The sequence below is a fragment of the Kitasatospora sp. NE20-6 genome (assembly GCF_045862635.1).
Genome location: NZ_BPRL01000030.1, coordinates 13,322 through 32,815, shown reverse-complemented (window position 1 = coordinate 32,815; position 19,494 = coordinate 13,322). Strand labels below are relative to the sequence as shown.

Sequence of the window (19,494 nt, the reverse complement as noted above, 5' to 3'; positions counted from 1 at the left end):
ATCAGTCAGCGCTCCGGATCGAGTAGTTGAAGTCGGTGTGGCCGTAGTGCCCCATCAGCTTCAACCAGAACGGCATCAGCATCTCGGTGCCACGCGCGGCGTCGATCCCGCCGAGGTCGAGGATGTCCGCGGACGCCCAGCCGAACTGCTCCAGCACGCCGCGTACCAGGGCCTTCGCCCCGGGGTCGTCACCGGCGACGAACAGCTGGTGCGGGCCGGGCACCCGGCCAGGGTCGACCATCAGCGGGGCGGAGAGGGTGTTGAGCGCCTTGACCACCCTGGCCCCGGGGAACTCCCGCTGGATCTGCTCGCCGATGCTGTCGGTGCCGACCGGGCTGAGGCTGACCTCGCCGGTCGCGGAGAACACCAGCGGGTTGGAGACGTCGACGACGACCTTGCCCGCCAGGTGCTCGGCGCCCGCCAGCCGCAGGGCGTGGAGGGAGACGGTGCCCCCGGTGGCGTTGACGATCACCTCGCCGAAGGCGGCGGCCTCGGCGAAGGTGCCGGCGTGGCCGTGCGGGCCGGCCTGCTCGGCCCAGGAGAGGGCCGCCGGGTTGTCCTTGGTGCGCGAGCCCAGGGTGACCTCGTGCCCCACGGCGACCAGCTTCGTCGCCAGGGTGCGGCCGACCGTGCCTGTGCCGATGATCCCGAATCGCATCGTTCGTCTCCCGTTCAGGAATCGCTGCCGGATGTGTCCGCGGTGGTGCGGGGGGCCTCGCCCGCGGCGCCGGGCCGGCCGAGCACGCAGAACTCGTTGCCCTCCGGGTCGGCCAGGACGACCCACCCGGCGGCACGCTGGCCGACGTCGGCCCGGCGGGCGCCGAGCGCCAGCAGGCGGTCGACCTCGGCCTGCTGGTCGTCGGGGCGGAAGTCCAGGTGGAGGCGGTTCTTCAGGTGCTTGCGCTCCGGCACGAGGACGAAGAGCAGGCCGGGGGTGCGGTCCGGGGCGGGACGGATCTCGACCTCGTCGACGTCCACGTCGACCACCGTCCAGTCCAGCGCCGCGGCCCACCAGCGGGCCAGTGCCTCCGGATCGGCGGCGTCCACGACGACCTGCTCCCATTCCAGTGCCATGATCGCACCCTACCTCCGGGGAGCTGACGGGACATCACCCCGGACATCACCCCGGGGCGGCCTCCCGGGGGCGGCCTCCCGGGGCGGTCCGGGCCCGCGGTCACGGAACAGGTCCGCCCCGCCGTCCGGCACCGCCGGCGGAGGACGGCGGTGCCGGGCGACAGGGCGGCGGCGGGGCGGGGCGATGCCGGGCTGCGGGGCTGCGGGGCGGCGACGGGTGTGCCGCCGCCCGGCCCGGCTACTCGACGGTGACGCTCTTGGCGAGGTTGCGCGGCTTGTCGACGTCGCGGCCGAGGGCGACCGCGGCGTGGTAGGCGAGCAGCTGCAGCGGGATGTTGAGGAGCAGCGGGTCGAGCTCGGGCTCGCTCTTCGGCACGAGGATGCAGTGGTCGGCGAGCCTGGCGTCGGGTGCCCGGTGGGCGACGGCGAGGACGCGGCCGGAGCGGGCCTTGATCTCGCCGAGGGTGGTGAGGTTCTTGTCGAGGAGTTCGTCGTCGGGCACGAGGGCGACGGTCGGCAGCTCGGGGCTGATCAGTGCGAGCGGGCCGTGCTTGAGCTCGCTGGCCGGGTACGCCTCGGCGTGGACGTAGCTGATCTCCTTGAGCTTCTGGGCGCCCTCGCGGGCGACCGGGTAGCCGCGGACGCGCCCGATGAACATCATGCCGGTGTTGTCGGCGTACTCGGCGGCGAGCTTCGCGATCTCGTCCTGCTGTTCGAGGATCTGCCGGATGTGGCCGGGCAGGGCCTTGAGGGCGGCGACGATGCGGCGGCCGTCGGCGGGCGAGAGGTCGTGGATGCGGCCGAAGTGCAGGGCCAGCAGGGCGAAGGCGATCACGGTGGAGGTGAAGGCCTTGGTGGAGGCGACCGAGATCTCCGGGCCGGCGTGCAGGTAGATGCCGCCGTCGCACTCGCGGGCGATGGCGCTGCCGACGGTGTTGACGACGCCGAGGACGCGGCCGCCCTTGCGCTTGATCTCCTGGACGGCGGCCAGGGTGTCGTACGTCTCGCCGGACTGGCTGACCGCGACGTAGAGGGTGTCGGCCTCGATGACCGGGTTGCGGTAGCGGAACTCGGAGGCGGGCTCGCTGTGCGCGGGGATGCGGGCGAGCTCCTCGATCAGCTGGGCGCCCATCTCGCCGGCGTAGTAGGCGGAGCCGCAGCCGAGGATCTTGACGCGGCGGATCTCGCGGAGCTCGCGGGCGTCGAGGTTGAGGCCGCCGAGGTGGGCGGTGGCGAAGCGCTCGTCGAGCCGGCCGGAGAGGGTGCGCTCGACGGCGGCGGGCTGCTCGTGGATCTCCTTGAGCAGGTAGTGCTCGTAGCCGCCGGTGTCGTACGCGCCGACCTCCCAGTCGACGGTGGACGGCTGGCGGGTGACGGTGCGGGCGTCCTCGGTGAAGGTGCGGAAGCCGTCGGCGCGGACGACGGCGAGCTCGCCGTCCTCCAGGTGGACGACCTGGCGGGTGTAGCGCACCAGGGCGGAGACGTCGGAGGCGGCGAACATCTCCTTCTCGCCGAGGCCGAGGACGATCGGGCTGCCGTTGCGGGCGACGACGATGCGGTCGGGCTGGCGGGCGTCGACGACGGCGATGCCGTAGGTGCCGACGATGTGCTTGAGGGCGGCGCGGACGGCGTCCTCCAGCTCGACGCCGTCGGCGGCGTGCGCGGAGACGAGGTGGGCGAGCACCTCGGTGTCGGTCTCGGAGGTGAAGACGGCGCCCTCGGCGGTGAGCTTGGCGCGCAGCTCGTCGGCGTTCTCGATGATGCCGTTGTGGACGACGGCGATGCCGCCCGCGTTGTCCGTGTGCGGGTGGGCGTTGGCGTCGCTGGGCTCGCCGTGGGTCGCCCAGCGGGTGTGGCCGATGCCGGTGGTGCCCTTGAAGCGGGCGGGCACGGCGGCCGCGAGGTCGGCCACGCGGCCCTTGACCTTGCAGACCTTCAGTGCGCCCGGCTTGCCGGTGACGGCGACGCCGGCCGAGTCGTAGCCGCGGTACTCCAGTCGCTGCAGGCCTTCCAGGAGGAAGGCGGTGGCGTCCTTGGGGCCGATGTAGGCCACGATTCCGCACATAGGGGTGGGACTCCTTCGGTTGCGCGCTGCGGTGGGCCGCCTCAGCCGTACACGATGCGGCGCAGCTGCCGGGTGGACAGCTCGGGTGCCGCGACGCGCCGGGACGCCAGTTCGGCGCCGAGGCGGGCGAAGATCCGCTCGTTGGTCAGGCCACGTGCCTGCAGCTCGCCGTGGCGGCGGCGGACGTACTCCTCGGTGGTCTCCGAGAAGTACGCGAGCACCTCCGCCACGACCCGCGCGGCCTCGCCCGGCCCGAGCGGGCTGGTGCGGGTGAGGTGCGCGAGGAGGTCTTCGTGAGGGTGGGGTGAGGCAGGCACGAGTGGGGAGCCTATGCGCGGGTCGGCCGGAAACCCAAGATTCCTGCCCGAAATCGGGCAGGTGATCCGGCATTCGGCGCACCGGAGGCCCCGGGGGCGCGGACGGACGGCGCGGTGCGGCGGCGGTACGGCGGCCCGCGGGCGGGCGGCGGACCCGGTGTGAGACGGTGGGGCCGGCGTGTCGGCGCGGGGGGCCGTTCCGCCGTCCGGGTGCCGTGTGCGTCCGACGGCGCCGACACATCACCGTTCGGCGGCAGCCGGTCCGTGCATTCGGCCGTGCCGCCGTCAGGATGGGTGGAGCCACCCGTCCGTCGCCGACCACCGGGGGATTCACGCATGCAACCGCGGCTCTTCGCGATCGTCACCGCCGTCCTGCTCGCCGTGCTCGGCCTGGGAGCGGTCTCGGTGACCGAGTGGACGCCCCCGGGGGCGTCCTCCGCGGTCGGCGCCCCGGCGACGACCCAGGCCGCACCCGGCGCGGCGGCCGCCGTCTCCGCCTCCCCCACCGGCGACCCCGCGGTCTGGACGCGCTCCACGCTGCGCAACAAGCTGATGGCCGAGATGGACGCCACCGACCCCGGCATCGCCCTCGCCGACCTGGACAGGATCAGCAAGGACAAGCCGTACACCGTGCGGTTCTGCCACCCGATCGCGCACGAGCTGGGCCACGCCGCGGTCAAGCGCTACCACGAGGACTTCCAGAAGGTCATCTCGTTCCCGCACGAGACCTGCGCCGCGGGCTACCTGCACGGCGCGGTCGAGGAGATGCTCGCGGCGTCGAAGAACCCGAAGGAGGACATCCTCACGCTGTGCGCCCCGGCCAACCGGGGCCCGTGCATCCACGGCGTCGGCCACGGCATCATGTTCGTGACCAAGCAGGACATCCCGGCCGCCCGTGACCTGTGCAGCAAGTTCCCCACCACCAGCCGCCGGATCACCTGCTCCGAGGGCGTCTTCATGCAGCTCTTCGCCCCGGACGAGGAGGACGAGAAGGCCAAGGCGAACCTGCCCGCCGACAAGCTCGCCGCCGACCCCCTCTACCCGTGCCCCGAGCAGCCCGCGCTCTTCCAGTCCGCCTGCTTCTTCTACGCGCCGACCTTCTACCTGAGCTCGCACGACTACGCCAAGCACCCCGAGGCCTTCGCGGGCGCCCTCAAGTGGTGCCTCAACGCCCAGGCGAGCGGCGGCGGACCGGACTGCAGCCGCGGGGCGGGCTCGCGCATCATGAAGTACAACCTCGACCGCCCCGACTGGGCCGCCCAGCAGTGCGCCACCGCCGCCGACACCTGGCAGCGCAAGGCCTGCGCCCAGGGCCTGGTCAGCTACTGGACGGTCAACTACACCGAGTCCGGTGCCGCCGCGAAGCTCTGCAAGCAGATCACCGACTCCGAGATCGCCGGATACTGCCGGTCGGCCGGGGGCCTCTCCGCCACCCTGGACTAGACCGGGCCCACGGACCGGGCGGTCGGTCGGCAGGCGTACGATCTGCACGCAGGTGCGCCGAGGACGTCGCGCCGGGCCACCCCCCGTCACTCCGCTGGAGCGCACCACCATGACGTCCGACGACTTCCGTACCGCCGCCCGTGCCGCCGCCGACCTGGTGGCCGACTACCTCGACGAGCTGCCCGGCCGGCCCGTCTGGCAGCCGATGCCGGTCGCCGACCGGCAGGCCCTGCTCGACCTGCCGCTGCCCGAGCACGGCGCCCCGCTGGACACCCTGCTGAAGACCATCGGCGAGCAGGTCATGCCCGCCCCGATGGGCAACGGCAACCCGCGCTTCTTCGGCTGGGTCAACTCCGCCCCGCAGCCCGCCGGGGTGCTCGCCACCCTCGCCGCCGCCGCGATGAACCCCAGCTCGGCCGGCGGCGACCACGCCGACGTGCACCTGGAGCGGGCCGTGGTCCGCTGGATCGCCGAACTCGTCGGCTTCCCCCACCCGGCCGGCGGCGGCCTGCTCACCTCCGGCACGTCGATGGCCACCATCGTCTGCGTGGCCGCCGCCCGGAACCGCGCGGCCCGCCGGGCCGGCGTCGACGTGCGCGCGGAGGGCGTCGCCGCGCTGCCGCCGATGGTCGGCTACGTCACCGGCGAGACCCACTCCTGCGTCCGCAAGGCCTGGGAGCTGCTCGGCCTGGGCAGCCGGCACCTGCGCACCGTCGCCGCCGACGGCGAGGGCCGCCTCGACCTCGGCGCCCTGGCGGAGGCCGTCGCCGAGGACCGCGCCGCCGGACGGCTGCCGTTCCTCGTCGTCGCCTCCGCCGGCACCGTCGGCACCGGCGCCGTCGACCCGTTCGACCCGATCGCCGACCTCGCCGGGCGCGAGGGCCTGTGGCTGCACGTCGACGGCGCGTACGGCGCCTTCGGCGTGCTCGACCCGGCCGTCGCCCACCGCTACGCGGGCATGGACCGCGCCGACTCGCTCGCCCTCGACCCGCACAAGTGGCTCGGCGTGCCGGTCGACTGCGGCTGCGCGCTCGTCCGCGACACCGAGGAGCTGCGCGGCACCTTCAGCCTCGTCCCCTCCTACCTGCGCGACGAGGCGGCCGGGTCGCTCGGCTGGTTCTCCGAGTACGGCACCGAGCAGACCCGGCCCTTCCGCTCGCTGAAGGTGTGGGCGTCGATCGCGCACCGCGGCCGGGCCGGGGTCGCCGCCGACGTCGCGCACACCACGGCGCTCGCCCGCCGGCTCGGCGAGCTCGTCGACGCCGCCCCCGACCTGGAGCTGCTCGCCCCGGTGGAGACCTCCATCGTGGCGTTCCGCTACCGCCCGGCCGGGCTGGACGCGGCCGGGGTCGACCGCGTCAACCGCGAGCTGCCGGTCGCCGTGCAGCTGCGCGGGCGGGTGTTCGTCACCGGCGCGGTGCTCCGCGGCCACGAGATGCTCCGCGCCTGCCTCCTGAACGCCACCACCACCGAGGACGACGTGCGCCTGCTGCTGGACGAAGTGCGCGCGGCCGGCGAGGAACTGACGGGCCCTCCGGGTACCGACCGCCGGGACTGACGTGCACCGATCATGTCAGGTCCCGGAATGCGGAGACATTTACCGACAGGTCACGGGAGATTCGTGATCGTGAAACACCGGCACGACACGATGTGTGCATGGACGATCTCACAGTCACCACGACCACCGGCCCCTCCCGCGCCCAGCGGCGGGCCGTCCGCACCCACCGCTGGCGCCGGGAGACCGTCGAACTCGCGGCGGTCTTCCTCGCCGTCGCCACCGCCGACCTCGTCGCCAACGTCGTCGTGCACGGCCACGACGGTCCGGTGGTGCTCGTCGTGTCCGCCGTCGCCCTGCTCGCCACGGCGGTGTTCCACGGATGGTGGGCACACCGGCGGCCGCACGGCCCTCCCGCCCCCGGCACGCACGCCCCACCCGGCGAGGAGGCCGTGAGCGGCCCGCTCGACGGGCTGGAGGCGACCGTCCTGTGGCGGGTGCGCACCACCGTCGAGGACTCCCCCGGCAGCCTGGCCCGGGTGTGCACGGCGCTGGCCGGGCTGCGGGTCAACATCGTCTCGATGCAGTCGCACCCGCTGCCGTCCGGCGCCGTCGACGAGTTCTTCGTCCGCGCACCGGAGGCCCTCGACCGCGCCGAGCTGACCCGCGCGGTCGCCGCCGCCGGCGGCCACGACATCTGGACCGACCGGGCCGACGCCCACGAGCTCGTCGACGCGCCCACGCACGTCCTCGCCCTCGCCACCCGCACCGCCCTGGACGCCGCCGAGCTGCCCGTCGCCCTGCGGCAGCTCTTCGGCCGCTGCACGATCCGGCAGTACCCGGACCGCGGCCGGTCCACCCCGGCCGGCGTCGACGGCCACGTCATGCGCCTGCCCGTCCCCGGCGGGGACCTCGTCGAACTGACCCGGCCGCACCTGCCCTTCACCCCGACCGAGTTCGCCCGCGGCCAGGCCCTCGTCGAACTCGACAGCCTGCTCGGCCCCCGGGTGCCCAAGGTCGAGGCCCGGCTGGCCCGGCCCGCCGGCGCCGACCTGACCGTCCGCCGCGCCGAGCCCGCCGACCGGCAGGCCGCCCTGGAGATGCACCACCGCTGCTCCCCCGAGACCCTGCGCAAGCGCTACCACGGCCCCGTCGGCGACGCCGACCGCTACCTCCACCACCTGCTCGACCCCCGGCACGGCCAGACCCTCGCCGTCGAGGCCGCCGACGGGCGGATCGTCGCCCTCGCCCACCTCATGTGGGACGACGAGGGCGCCGAGGTGGCGCTGCTCGTCGAGGACGCCTGGCAGCGCCAGGGTCTCGGCGTCGACCTGCTGCGCCGGATGGCCGCGCTCGCCCTGGAGTCCCGGGTGCAGACGGTGTACGCCGTCACGCACTCCTCCAACACCGGACTGATCTCGACCATGCGCAAGCTCTCCGCCCCCCTCGACTACCAGGTCGAGGACGGCACCCTGGTGATCACCGCGCACCTCGCGGAGGCGGCCGACAAGCTGCCGACCCCCTGGACCACCCGCCCCGGCCGCTGACCGCACCCGACCCCCACCCGCGCCCCCACCCCCCCCCCCCCCCCACCCCCCCCCCCGCCCCCCCCCCCCCCCCCCCCCGCCCCCCCGCCGGCCCCCGGCCCGCCCCCCCCCCGCGCGCCCGGGCCGGTGGCGTGCGTCACGAACGGGCCGTCACCACCCCCGCCGACGGCCCGCCCCGGAGCCGGGCGGGGCCCCGAACGTCCCCCGTGCGGCGGGTTCCGGCAGGCGGCGCGGGGGTCCGGCGCTCAAAGCGTGCACAAGGAGTGGGTAGGCTGGCCCACGTCCCCACCGTCCGACGGTCACCACAACCCGGGCGGTGCCGCAGCAAGGAGGAACCACTGAGCATGGCAGGCACCGATTCGGAAGCCACGGCCGCACGCGACGCCTCGCTGCCCGCCCGCGCCAAGATCGCCGTGACGGCCGGAAAGATGGCCGCCGCGCTCTCCCAGAAGGCCGGCCGGGGCAGCGGCTCGGTGATCGGCGGCAAGATCGCGCTCAAGCTCGACCCCGATCTGCTCGCCACGCTCTCCGAGCACCTCGACGTCGTGCTCGTCAGCGCCACCAACGGCAAGACCACCACGACCCGCCTGATCGCCGAGGCGCTGCGCGCCGTCGGCCCGGTCGTGTCGAACGCGCTGGGCGCCAACATGCCGGCCGGCATCACCGCCGCCCTGGCCGGCGGCTCCGACGCCCGTTTCGGCGTCATCGAGGTCGACGAGAAGTACCTCGCCATGGTCGCCCGGGACACCCACCCGAAGGCCATAGCGCTGCTGAACCTCTCCCGCGACCAGCTGGACCGCGCCGCCGAGACCCGCATGATGGCCGAGAAGTGGCGCGAGGGCCTGAAGGACAGCGACGCCGTGATCGTCGCCAACGCCGACGACCCGCTGGTGACCTGGGCCGCCTCCTCCTGCAAGAAGGTGGTCTGGGTGGCCGCCGGGCAGGCGTGGAAGGAGGACGCCTGGTCGTGCCCGTCCTGCGGCGGCGTGATGCAGCGGCCCGGCGACGACTGGTTCTGCTCGCAGTGCGGCTTCCGCCGCCCGAACCCGCACTGGGCGCTCCAGGGCACCCACGTCATCGACCCGCACCGCGGCGCCTGGCCCATCCAGCTCCAGCTGCCCGGCCGCGCCAACCTCGCCAACGCCACCAGCTCGGCCGCGGTCGCCGCGGTCTTCGGGGTCGCCCCGCAGGTCGCCCTGCAGCGGATGCAGACCGTCGCCGCCGTCGCGGGCCGCTACGACGTGGTGCAGTACCGCGGCCGGGACGTCCGCCTGCTGCTCGCCAAGAACCCCGCGGGCTGGCTGGAGACCTTCACCCTCATCGACGGCCCGCCCGCCCCGGTGATCCTCTCCGTCAACGCGCTCGACGCGGACGGCACCGACACCTCCTGGCTGTGGGACGTCGACTACGAGCGCCTCGCCGGCCACCCGATCTTCGTGATGGGCCAGCGCAAGCTCGACCTCGCGGTGCGCCTGGAGGTCGCCGGGCTGCAGTTCCAGGTGGTCGACACGCTGGAACAGGCCGTCCTGGCCGCGCCCGAGGGCCGGATCGAGGCCATCGCGAACTACACCGCGTTCCAGCAGCTGCGCAAGGCGGTGACCGTCTGATGGCGCAGCCCACCGAGCCGCAGCCCCCGCAGCAGCAGTCGTACGGAAGGCCTTCGAGGATGAGTGAGAGCAGCCTGCGCCTGGTGTGGGTCTACCCCGACCTGCTGAGCACCTACGGCGACCGCGGCAACGCGCTCGTCGTGGAGCGCCGGGCCCGCCAGCGCGGCCTCGGGGTCACCCGGATCGACGTCCGCTCCGACCAGGCGGTGCCCACCAGCGGCGACATCTACCTGATCGGCGGCGGCGAGGACCGCCCGCAGCGCCTGGCCGCGGAGCGGCTGCGCACCGACGGCGGGCTCGTCCGGGCCGCCGAGAACGGCGCGATCATCTTCTCGGTCTGCGCCGGCTACCAGATCCTCGGGCACGAGTTCATCAACGACCTCGGCGAGCGCGAGGCGGGCCTCGGCCTGCTCGACGTCCGGACGGTCCGCGGCGAGGGCGCCCGCTGCGTCGGCGACGTGCTCGCCGACGTCAACCCGCAGCTCGGCCTGCCGCAGCTGACCGGGTTCGAGAACCACCAGGGCGTGACGGAGCTCGGCGCGGGCGTGAAGCCGTTCGCGAGCGTGAAGGTCGGGCGCGGCAACGGCACCGGTGACGGCACCGAGGGCGCGTACCGCGACACCGTCTTCGGCACCTACCTGCACGGCCCCGTGATGGCCCGCAACCCCGCGGTCGCCGACATGCTGCTCAAGCTGGCGCTCGACGTGAACGCGCTGCCGCCGGCCGACACCACGTGGTACGACGCGCTCCGTTCGGAGCGGATCGCCGCCACCAGCCAGCCCGCCTGACCACTGCGAGGGTGCCCGGCTGACCGCATGGCGGTCAGCCGGTGCCCCGCGGGCGGATTGCATAAGAGAATAGGAACGCTGGACGCACCACCCTCCTCGGCGTCCGGCTGCAGTTTTGCGCGGACGCGTCGACGATGCCGCTCCCGCTCGGCTCCTGCCCGGCCGGACGCAGGGACCGTATGCTGTGCCTCAGGTCGCCCCAGGTCGATGACGTCCGACGGCGACCGGCCCGCGGTGGCGACACCGCGGTGATAGTCCGGCCTCCGGTTCTTCCCCCCAGCCTGGCGGCTGGGAGGTGCCCCCAGGGGAGTTGCAAAGCAATGCGTATTGGTGTCCTGACCAGCGGCGGTGACTGCCCCGGCCTGAACGCGGTGATCCGTTCCGTGGTCCACCGGGGGGTGGTCGACCACGGCGACGAGATCATCGGTTTCCAGGACGGCTGGCGCGGCCTCCTCGAAGGCGTGCACCGCCCGCTCACCCTCGACTCGGTGAGCGGCATCCTCGCCCAGGGCGGCACGATCCTCGGTTCCTCGCGCGTGCAGCCGAGCCACCTGCGGGACGGCGTGGAGCGCGCCAAGCAGCACTGCAAGGACCTCGGCATCGACGCGATCATCCCGATCGGCGGCGAGGGCACGCTCAAGGCGGCCAAGCTCATGAGCGACGGCGGCCTGCCGGTCGTCGGCGTGCCGAAGACGATCGACAACGACATCGCGTGCACCGACGTCACCTTCGGCTTCGACACCGCCGTCTCGGTGGCCACCGACGCGCTCGACCGCCTGAAGACGACCGCCGAGTCGCACCAGCGGGTCATGGTCGTCGAGGTCATGGGCCGCCACACCGGCTGGATCGCGCTGAACGCGGGCATGGCCGCCGGCGCCCACGCCATCGTGGTGCCGGAGCGCCCGTTCCACATCGACAAGCTGACCGAGGTCGTGCGCGAGCGCTTCGACCGCCACAAGAAGTTCGCCATCGTCGTCTGCGCCGAAGGTGCCAAGCCCGAGCCCGGCAGCATGCCGTGGGAGGAGGGCACCAAGGACATGTACGGCCACGAGCGGTTCACCGGCATCGCCACCCAGCTCTCCCGCGAGCTGGAGCACCGCCTCGGCAAGGAGGCGCGTCCGGTGATCCTCGGCCACACCCAGCGCGGCGGCACGCCGACCGCGTACGACCGGGTGCTGGCCACCCGCTTCGGCTGGCACGCGGTGGAGGCGGCGCACAAGGGTGCGTTCGGGCACATCACCGCCCTGCAGGGCACGGACATCAAGCTGGTGCCGCTGGCCGAGGCCGTCGCCGAGCTGAAGACGGTGCCGCAGGAGCGCTACGTCGAGGCCGAGACGGTCATCTGAGCACCGCCGTAGGACAGGACCCCGTTCGCGCTGCCGCGGACGGGGTTCTTTCTCGCCGCCTTTCTTGACCGATCGATCCAGATAGAGGTACGGTCTTCCCATGGCAAGGACCAAGGAGTTCGATCCGGACGCGGCGCTGCAGGCAGCCGTCGAGCTGTTCTGGGAGCGCGGCTACGAGGCGACCTCGATGGCCGACCTCACGCAGCGCCTCGGCCTCGGGCGCGCCAGCCTCTACGCCACCTTCGGCAGCAAGCACGAACTGTTCCTGCGGTCGCTCGACCGCTACCGCGAGAACACCGACGCCACCCTGCTCACCGAGCTGTCGCAGCCCGGCCCGGCCCTGGCCGCCGTACGGGGCGTGGTGCAGCGCTTCGCCGACGAGGCGCTGCGCGAGCAGCGGCTGCGCGGCTGCCTGGTCACCAACACCGCCACCGAGCTGGCCGCGCACGACAGGGACGCCGCCCGGCGGGTCCGCGCCAGCTGGGACCACCTGGAGACGCTCACCGCCGGCGCGCTCACCCGGGCCCAGGCCCAGGGCGAACTGGCCCCCGGGAAGGAGCCGCAGGCCCTCGCCCGGCTGCTGCTCACCGTGATGCAGGGCATCCGGGTGGTCGGCAAGGCCGGCGACGACCCGCGGAGGATCACCGACGCCACCCGGCTCGCCCTGTCCCTGCTGGACTGACCGCCACCGCCGCACCGCCCCGCGACCGCCCCGGCGGTCTTCGCGAAAATCCCTGCGCGGATCCTCGCACGATCCTATAATGGAACGAACGGTACAGAAAGAGGGGGAAACCATGGCCACCAGCGCCATCGCACCGACGTCCACCGCCCGCCCGCCGCGCACCACCGCCGGATTCGCCCTGCTGGGCACCGTCCAGGCCACGCTGATCTTCACACTGATGGCAATCTCCGTACCGCTGCCCGACATCGGCCGCGAGTTCGGCCTCGACCACAGTGACCTCGTCCTGCTCAACGCCGCCTACGGCCTCTCCTTCGCCGCCCTCCTCCTGCTCGGCGGCCGCCTCACCGACCGCTACGGCGGCCGCCGCGTGCTCACCGGCGGACTCCTCCTGCTCGGCCTCGCCTCCGCCGCCGCCCCCCTCGCCCCCGGCTTCACCGCCCTGCTGCTCCTGCGCTTCCTGCAGGGCGTCGGCGCGGCCCTCGTCGCCCCGGCCGGCATGGCCGTGCTGCGGGCCCTGCTGCCTGGCGCCGCCGAGTACGGCCGGGCCATGGCCACCTGGGGCGGGCTCTCCGTGCTCGGCGCCACCACCGGCAACCTCGCCTCCGGCGCCGTCGCCGACTGGCTCTCCTGGCGGTGGATGTTCGCCGTGCCGGTCGTCGTCAGCGCCGTCACCCTCGTCCTCGCCCCGCGCCTGCTGCCCGCCGACCCGCCCCGCGAGCGGCGCCCCGCCCTCGACCTGCCCGGCGCCGTGCTCGCCACCGCCGGCACCGTGCTCGTCAGCTACGGCCTGGTGCTGACCGAGACCGGCGGCTGGGTGCCGCCGTTCGCCGCCGGCCTCCTGCTGCTCGTCGCCTTCGTCCTGCGGGAGCGCCGCGCCGCCGAACCGCTGCTGCCCCTCGGCTTCCTGCGCGGCGGCCGCCGCCTCCTCGGCCTCGGCGCCACCCTGCTCAGCGCCGGCGGCACCGCCACCGTCTTCCTGCTCATGACCCTGCACCTCCAGCAGGACCTCGCCTGGACCCCCCTCGCCACCTCCGGCGCCTTCCTCCCGTACGCCGCCGCCCTGCTCGCCGGCGGCCGGCTCGCCGGGCCGCTCGTCGGCCGGTTCGGCCCGCGGACCGTCACCGTCGCCGGACTCGCCACCGGCGCGGCCGGCCTGCTCGCCCTCGCCGGCCTCGACACCCACACCGCCTACCTGCCGGGCCTGCTGCCCGGGCTGCTCCTGCTGCCCTTCGGCGCCGCCCTCGCCTTCGCCGGTGCGGCCGTGCTCGCCACCGACGGCGTGCCCGAGGCGCAGATCGGCCTGGCCGGCGGCGTCCTCAACACCGCGATGGAACTCGGCCCGACCGTGCTCCTCACCGCCCTGCTCACGGTCGGCTCCGGCGGCGCCGCCCTCGGCGCAGCCGCGGCCCTCTTCGCCCTCACCGCCCTGGCCGGCGGCCTCACCGCCCGCCGCGGCTGACCGCCCCGGGCGGGGGGGGGGGGGGGGCCCCCCCCCCCCCCCCCCCCCCCCCCCCCCCCCCCCCCCCCCCCCCCCCCCCCCCCCCCCCCCCCCCCCCCCCCCCCCCCCCCCCCCCCCCCCCCCCCCCCCCCCCCGCCGGGCCCCCCCGCGGGGGGGGGGGGGCGCCCCCCCCCCCCCCCCCCCCCCCCCGCCCGATCCCGCACCCCGCGTCCCTCCGCCCGCCGCCCGCCGCAACAACAACAGACAGCCACAGCCCAGACGTACACGGCACCACCAGCACCGAGCACAGGAGCACCACCATGACGTCCCAGCGCTTCGCCGGCCGCACCGCCCTCGTCACCGGGGGCGGCAGCGGCCTCGGCCGTGCCATCGCCCTGGCCTTCGCCGCCGAAGGGGCCGCGGTCGCCGTGGCCGGCCGCACCCCGGCCACCCTCGCCGAGACCGCCGCGGCGATCCGGGCGGCCGGGGGCACCGCGGAGCCGATCGCCACGGACACCACGGACCCCGTGCGCACCACCGCGCTCGTCGCCGAGACGGTCCGCCGGCTCGGCGGCCTGGACGTCGCCGTCAACAACGCCGGCATCCTGCGCGGCGGCCGCCCGTTCGCCGACCAGGACGCCGACGACTGGCGGGCCCTGCTGGAGACCAACGTGCTCGGCACCGTCCTCGCCATGCAGGCGCAGATCGCCCACATGCGGGCGCACGGCGGCGGCGCGATCGTCAACGTCTCGTCCAACATCGGCGCGCACACCCGCCTCCCCGGTCTGGCGGGCTACGCGGCGAGCAAGGCCGCCGTCTCCGCCCTCACCCGGGCCGCCGCACTCGACCACATCCGCGACGGCGTGCGGATCAACGCCGTCAGCCCCGGCGCCTCCGACACCACGATGTCGCTGCGGCCCGGCGAGGGCCCCGCCGATCGCGCCGCCCGCATGAAGGAGCAGTCGCCGCTCGGCCGGGTCTCCAGCACCGCCGAGGTCGCCGCCGCCGTGCTCTACCTCGCCTCCGCCGACGCGGCATCGGTGGTGGGCACCGACCTCGTCGTCGACGGCGGCGTCTCCGCCTGACACGCCGTCGGCCACCGCCCTGCGCGGCGGGCCCCGGGCATACCGTACGGAGGTGGCCCGGGGCCCGCCCGGACCGGTGAACGTGCGAGCAGGAGGGACCACCCGATGGAGATCCTCGCCTACGGCGTGCAGGCCGACGAGCGACCGATGCTGAGCGAGGCCTTCGAGGGCCGGCACGGCCTCCGCATGCTCGACGTCTTCCTCACCGAGGACACCGCCCCGCTCGCGGAGGGCGTGCCGGTGGTGAGCAGCAGCGTCAACGCGGTGCTCGACCGGGCCGCGCTGACCCGGCTCGCCGAGGGCGGCACCCGGCTCGTCACCCAGCGGTCCACCGGCTTCAACAACATCGACCTGGACGCCGCCCGCGAACTCGGCCTCACCGTCGCCCGGGTCTCGTACTACTCGCCCTACGCGGTGGCCGAGCACGCCTGGGCGCTGGCGCTCGCCGTGAACCGCCGGATCACCCGGGCCGCGAGCCGGGCCCGCGAGTTCGACTTCCGGCTGGACGGCCTGCTCGGCCGGGACGTGCACGGCATGACCGTCGGCGTCATCGGCACCGGCAAGATCGGCGAGTGCTTCGCCCGGATCGCGCACGGCTTCGGCACCGAGCTGCTGGGCTGGGACATCGCGCAGAACCAGGACTGCCTCGACCTCGGCATGACGTACGTCGACCGTGACGAGCTGCTCGCCCGCAGCGACCTCGTCAGCCTGCACGTGCCGCTGCTGCCCGCCACCGAGCACCTCATCGACGGCCCCGCCCTCGCCCGGATGAAGCCCGACGCCCTGCTGGTGAACTCCAGCCGGGGCGGGCTCGTCGACAGCGCCGCCCTGGTCGAGGCGCTCCGCGCCGGCCGGCTCTCCGGGGTCGGGCTCGACGTGTACGAGGAGGAGACCGGCGTGTTCTTCACCGACCGGTCGGTGCGCGGCATCACCGACGACGTGCTGGCCCGGCTGATGAGCTTCCCGCAGGTGCTCGTGACCTCGCACCAGGCGTACTTCACCCGCACCGCGGTCGGGCAGATCATCGACGCGACCGTCCGCAACGTCGACGACTTCGCGGCGGGACGCAGCAACGAGAACACCCTGGTGGCCGGCTCCGGCGACAGGCCCTGACGGCGGGCACCGCCGCCGCCGGCCGGGGGCGGCCGGGGGCGGCTGCCGGCGGGCTGTAGGTGCCGCCTAGTCTGGGCGAAGCAAAACGGACGAAACCGGACCGGCCCGCGGCGGGCGCGGGCGGTGCCAGGGAAAGCGGGACGCGCCGATGGGCGACGGCATGACAGGGATGCACCACCACGGGGGGACGCTGGGCCCGTACACCCCCTCCGCGGCCCTGCAGTGGTCGCCCGACTGGCCCTTCCTGATCGGCGCGGTGCTCGCCCTGGCCCTGTACACGGCCGCCGCGGTGCGGCTGTGGCGGCGCGGCGACCGGTGGCCGGTGGGCCGGCTCGTCGCCTGGACGCTCGGCACCGGCACCCTCGTGCTGGTCACCTGCACCGGCCTGAACGACTACGGCATGGTGCTGTTCAGCGCCCACATGATCCAGCACATGGTGCTGTCGATGTTCACGCCGATCCTGCTGCTGCTCGGCGCCCCGATCACCCTGGCGCTGCGTGCCCTGCGGCCCGCCGGCCGGGGCAACGGCAGGGGCCCGCGCGAGCTGCTGGTGGCGCTGCTGCACAGCCGGTACGTGCGGGTGGTCTCGCACCCGGGGTTCACGATCCCGCTGTTCATCGCGAGCCTGTACGCGCTGTACTTCTCGCCGCTGTTCGACTTCCTCATGCAGTACCGGCTCGGGCACCTCGCGATGATGGTGCACTTCCTGGCGGTCGGCCTGCTGTTCTTCTGGCCGATCATGGGCGTCGACCCGGGTCCGCACCGGCCGGGCTTCGTGATGCGCATCCTGGAGCTGTTCATGGGGATGCCCTTCCACGCGTTCTTCGGCGTGGCGGTCATGATGGCGACCGGTCCGCTGGTCACGTCGTTCGGCGCCGCGACCGCACCGCCCGGCACCCACCTGCTCGACGACCAGAAGATCGCCGGCGGCATCACCTGGGCGTTCGGCGAGATCCCGACCGCCATCGTGCTCATCGCCCTGACCCTGCAGTGGGCGCGCTCCGAGGAACGGCAGGCCCGCCGTGCCGACCGGGCCGCCGACCGCGACGGCGACGCCGAGCTCGTCGCGTACAACGCGTACCTGGCCTCGCTCGACCGGCGCGGCCGTGCCGCGGACGCCGGCTGACACCGCCCGCGGACGACCCGTGCGAGCCCCGGCCGGAGCACCGGCCGGGGCTCGCGGCGTTCCGTCAGCCGCCCAGCAGGACGGGGCCGAGGCCCGCGAGGCGGTCGGGGTCGGCGATGACGTCGATGCCGGCCACCCGGCCCCCCGCCACGGTGAACGCCAGCAGCGACACCGGGCGGCCGTCGACCATCGTGACCAGCCCGGGGCCGCCGTTGACGAGCACGTGCCGGCGCTCCGACCGCGCCGCCTGCCGGAAGCGGAGCGCCTGCGAGGCCACCGCGGCCGCACCCCGCACCACCCGCAGCCCGCCGGGCGCCGTGCCGTCGTCCGCGCGCAGCACGACGTCCGGGTCGAGCACCGCCAGCAGCGCGTCGAAGTCGCCGCCGCGCGCCGCCGCCAGGAACGCGTCGACGACCTCCCGGCGGCGCACCGGGTCGGGCTCCGGCGCGGGGCCCGAGCCGCGCACCCGGCGCCGGGCCCGGCTGGCCAGCTGCCGGGAGGCCGTCGGGGTGCGGCCCACGATCGGCGCGATCTCCTCGAACGGCACGGCGAACATGTCGTGCAGCACGAAGGCCAGCCGCTCCGCGGGGGCGAGGGTCTCCAGCACCACGAGCAGGGCCAGGCCGACCGAGTCGGCCAGCAGGGCCTGCTGCTCGGGGTCGGCTGCGCCGTCGGCAGGGCCGACGACCGGATCGGGCAGGTGCTCCCCCGCCGGGTCCTCCCGGCGCGAGCGGCGGGAGCGCAGCATGTCCAGGCAGACCCGGCCGACGACGGTGGTGAGCCAGCCGCCCAGGTTGTCCACGGCGGCGGCGTCCGAGCGGCTGAGCCTCAGCCACGTCTCCTGCACCGCGTCGTCGGCCTCGCCGAGCGAGCCGAGCATCCGGTAGGCCACCGCGCGCAGGTGTCCGCGGTGGGCCTCGAAGTCCTCCGCCAGCAGGTCGTCGTCCATCGGTCCCGTCCTCCGTCGTGTCCGTCCGTCGTCACCCTGACGCACGGGGCACCGGCGATGTGACGGCGGCCGCGGCTCAGCCGATGCCCTGGCGGTCGGGTTCGAGTGCGAACGCCCGCCCGGCGGGATCGGTGACGTGCTCCTCCACGGCCCGCTGCAGCAGGGCCCGCTGGACGAGCAGCGGGGCGCACCGCGCCTCCGGCGCGATCCGCAGCAGGTCACCGAGCGCGGCGGCGAGGCGCCGGGTCACCTGCGGCTGGTCCGCACCGCAGAGCCGGATCTCGGTGAAGGCCAGCTCGACCGTCCGCGGCCACTCGGGCACCGGCTGCACCAGCCGGACGTCACCCGCGGCGTCGCGGTGCCGCAGCTCGCCGATCTCGTACGGGGCGAGCAGCGCGAGCAGCTGGTGGATGCGGTCGACGGCCTGGACGGCGGTCGTCGGGTCGTTGGTCGCCGGGGAGAGCGCCCGGATCGCGATGTCGACGAGCTGGCGGAAGCCGAAGCTGAGGTCCTGGTGCATCGTGCGGTCTACACCGATGCTGAGCGCCGCGGCGACCCGGCGCGGCCGCGGCGCGGTGCCGCCCGCCACCAGGACGGTGGGCGTGCCCGGCGCGATGAAGTCGCCGATCCGTGGCACCAGGTGGAGCACCGCGCCGTTCCGGCGGGCCAGCCGGACGAGCCGGGTGATGTCGATGCCGCGGAGCACCCCGGGGTGGCCCTCGTGCAGCAGCTGGACGGCCGCCCCGTCCGGCGGGAGCAGCCCCGCCGCCGGGCCCGTCGCCGGGCCGAGCAGGCGGTAGCCCGCGAGCACCGACAGCGACTCGCGGGTGACCCGGTCGATCACGTGCGGCACCCGCAGCAGCCGCAGCGTCGCCTGCACGTACAGCACGAAGAGGCCGAGGCTGAGGAACACCAGCAGCAGCGCGACCAGCGTGGACGCGACCGGCACGGAGATCACCAGGGCCGGATCGTCGGTGTCCTCGTAGCCGAGCTGCACCAGCAGGGTGAAGACGAACGTGGCCAGGCAGGAGGCGAACGTCGCCTTGGTGAGCCGGCTGCGCACGTACAGGCGCAGCACCCGGGGGCTGAACTGGCTGGCCGCCATCTGCAGGGACACCAGCGAGATCGAGAAGACCACGCCGATGAAGGTGAGCATCGCCGAACTGACGGTGGAGACGATGCTCTGCGCGGCGGTGGTGAAGTTGACCAGGTCGTCGGCGGTCCCCGTCTCCCGGACGGTCACCCGGACGGCCTGCTCGTCGAGCCACAGGGTGACACCGGCGAGCAGGACCGCGCCGGCGCAGCCCAGCAGCGGCGCGAACCAGAACGCCTCCCGCAGGTGCTCCCGCAGCGGTGACAGCGGCCGCAGCCGGCCTCGGTGGCGGGCGGGTGCGGGCCGGCTGTCCGTCATCCCCTCAG

At 74.5% G+C, this 19,494-nt stretch carries 17 protein-coding genes; 11 read left to right on the top strand and 6 right to left on the bottom strand.

Going from position 1 to position 19,494, the window contains the following annotated elements:
* Position 1: 1 nt before the first annotated feature.
* From SNE206_RS21470 to SNE206_RS21455, 4 genes are all read right to left on the bottom strand, one after another.
* Positions 2-658: an NADPH-dependent F420 reductase gene (locus SNE206_RS21470; protein WP_407915079.1), complete on the bottom strand. Its 657-nt coding sequence runs from the start codon at positions 656-658 to the stop codon at positions 2-4.
* Between the two features lie 14 nt (positions 659-672).
* A complete protein-coding gene (locus tag SNE206_RS21465; protein WP_407915078.1) occupies positions 673-1,074 on the bottom strand; it encodes a VOC family protein in 402 nt (133 codons plus the stop codon).
* A 238-nt stretch (positions 1,075-1,312) separates the two neighbouring features.
* Positions 1,313-3,139: a glutamine--fructose-6-phosphate transaminase (isomerizing) gene (glmS, locus tag SNE206_RS21460; protein WP_407915077.1), complete on the bottom strand. Its 1,827-nt coding sequence runs from the start codon at positions 3,137-3,139 to the stop codon at positions 1,313-1,315.
* Positions 3,140-3,180: 41 nt separating this feature from the next.
* Positions 3,181-3,456: a hypothetical protein gene (locus SNE206_RS21455; RefSeq protein ID WP_405014389.1), complete on the bottom strand. Its 276-nt coding sequence runs from the start codon at positions 3,454-3,456 to the stop codon at positions 3,181-3,183.
* A gap of 336 nt (positions 3,457-3,792) precedes the next feature.
* Between SNE206_RS21455 and SNE206_RS21450 the strand changes: the two genes are divergently transcribed.
* The 11 genes from SNE206_RS21450 (at position 3,793) to SNE206_RS21400 (ending at position 17,126) form a co-directional block, all read left to right on the top strand.
* Positions 3,793-4,899: a hypothetical protein gene (locus SNE206_RS21450; protein ID WP_407915076.1), complete on the top strand. Its 1,107-nt coding sequence runs from the start codon at positions 3,793-3,795 to the stop codon at positions 4,897-4,899.
* A 109-nt stretch (positions 4,900-5,008) separates the two neighbouring features.
* Positions 5,009-6,457: a pyridoxal phosphate-dependent decarboxylase family protein gene (locus SNE206_RS21445; RefSeq protein ID WP_407915075.1), complete on the top strand. Its 1,449-nt coding sequence runs from the start codon at positions 5,009-5,011 to the stop codon at positions 6,455-6,457.
* Between the two features lie 98 nt (positions 6,458-6,555).
* Positions 6,556-7,941 carry a GNAT family N-acetyltransferase gene (locus SNE206_RS21440; RefSeq protein WP_407915074.1) on the top strand — a complete coding sequence of 462 codons (1,386 nt, stop codon included), beginning with the start codon at positions 6,556-6,558 and terminating at the stop codon, positions 7,939-7,941.
* A gap of 344 nt (positions 7,942-8,285) precedes the next feature.
* Complete coding sequence (locus SNE206_RS21435; protein WP_407915073.1) at positions 8,286-9,548, top strand: MurT ligase domain-containing protein; 1,263 nt, start codon at positions 8,286-8,288, stop codon at positions 9,546-9,548.
* 59 nt (positions 9,549-9,607) lie between these two features.
* On the top strand, positions 9,608-10,336 hold the full coding sequence (locus SNE206_RS21430; protein ID WP_407915072.1) for a type 1 glutamine amidotransferase: 729 nt from the start codon (positions 9,608-9,610) through the stop codon (positions 10,334-10,336).
* Positions 10,337-10,656: 320 nt separating this feature from the next.
* A complete protein-coding gene (locus SNE206_RS21425) occupies positions 10,657-11,682 on the top strand; it encodes a 6-phosphofructokinase (RefSeq protein WP_407915071.1) in 1,026 nt (341 codons plus the stop codon).
* 100 nt (positions 11,683-11,782) lie between these two features.
* Positions 11,783-12,364 (top strand): TetR/AcrR family transcriptional regulator, encoded by a 582-nt coding sequence (locus SNE206_RS21420; RefSeq protein WP_407915070.1) that lies wholly within the window; start codon positions 11,783-11,785, stop codon positions 12,362-12,364.
* A 112-nt stretch (positions 12,365-12,476) separates the two neighbouring features.
* Positions 12,477-13,823 carry an MFS transporter gene (locus SNE206_RS21415; protein WP_407915069.1) on the top strand — a complete coding sequence of 449 codons (1,347 nt, stop codon included), beginning with the start codon at positions 12,477-12,479 and terminating at the stop codon, positions 13,821-13,823.
* Positions 13,824-14,122: 299 nt separating this feature from the next.
* On the top strand, positions 14,123-14,887 hold the full coding sequence (locus SNE206_RS21410) for an SDR family NAD(P)-dependent oxidoreductase (protein WP_407915068.1): 765 nt from the start codon (positions 14,123-14,125) through the stop codon (positions 14,885-14,887).
* Positions 14,888-14,992: 105 nt separating this feature from the next.
* Positions 14,993-16,000 (top strand): 2-hydroxyacid dehydrogenase, encoded by a 1,008-nt coding sequence (locus tag SNE206_RS21405; protein WP_407915067.1) that lies wholly within the window; start codon positions 14,993-14,995, stop codon positions 15,998-16,000.
* A gap of 169 nt (positions 16,001-16,169) precedes the next feature.
* Positions 16,170-17,126 carry a cytochrome c oxidase assembly protein gene (locus SNE206_RS21400; protein ID WP_407915123.1) on the top strand — a complete coding sequence of 319 codons (957 nt, stop codon included), beginning with the start codon at positions 16,170-16,172 and terminating at the stop codon, positions 17,124-17,126.
* A gap of 64 nt (positions 17,127-17,190) precedes the next feature.
* Here SNE206_RS21400 and sigJ read toward each other — a convergent pair whose 3' ends face one another.
* Both sigJ and SNE206_RS21390 read right to left on the bottom strand, forming a co-directional pair.
* Positions 17,191-18,075 (bottom strand): RNA polymerase sigma factor SigJ, encoded by an 885-nt coding sequence (gene sigJ / locus SNE206_RS21395; RefSeq protein WP_407915066.1) that lies wholly within the window; start codon positions 18,073-18,075, stop codon positions 17,191-17,193.
* A 76-nt stretch (positions 18,076-18,151) separates the two neighbouring features.
* Positions 18,152-19,486, bottom strand: coding sequence for a DUF2254 domain-containing protein (locus tag SNE206_RS21390; protein ID WP_407915065.1), 1,335 nt, complete (start codon positions 19,484-19,486; stop codon positions 18,152-18,154).
* Positions 19,487-19,494: the final 8 nt, after the last annotated feature.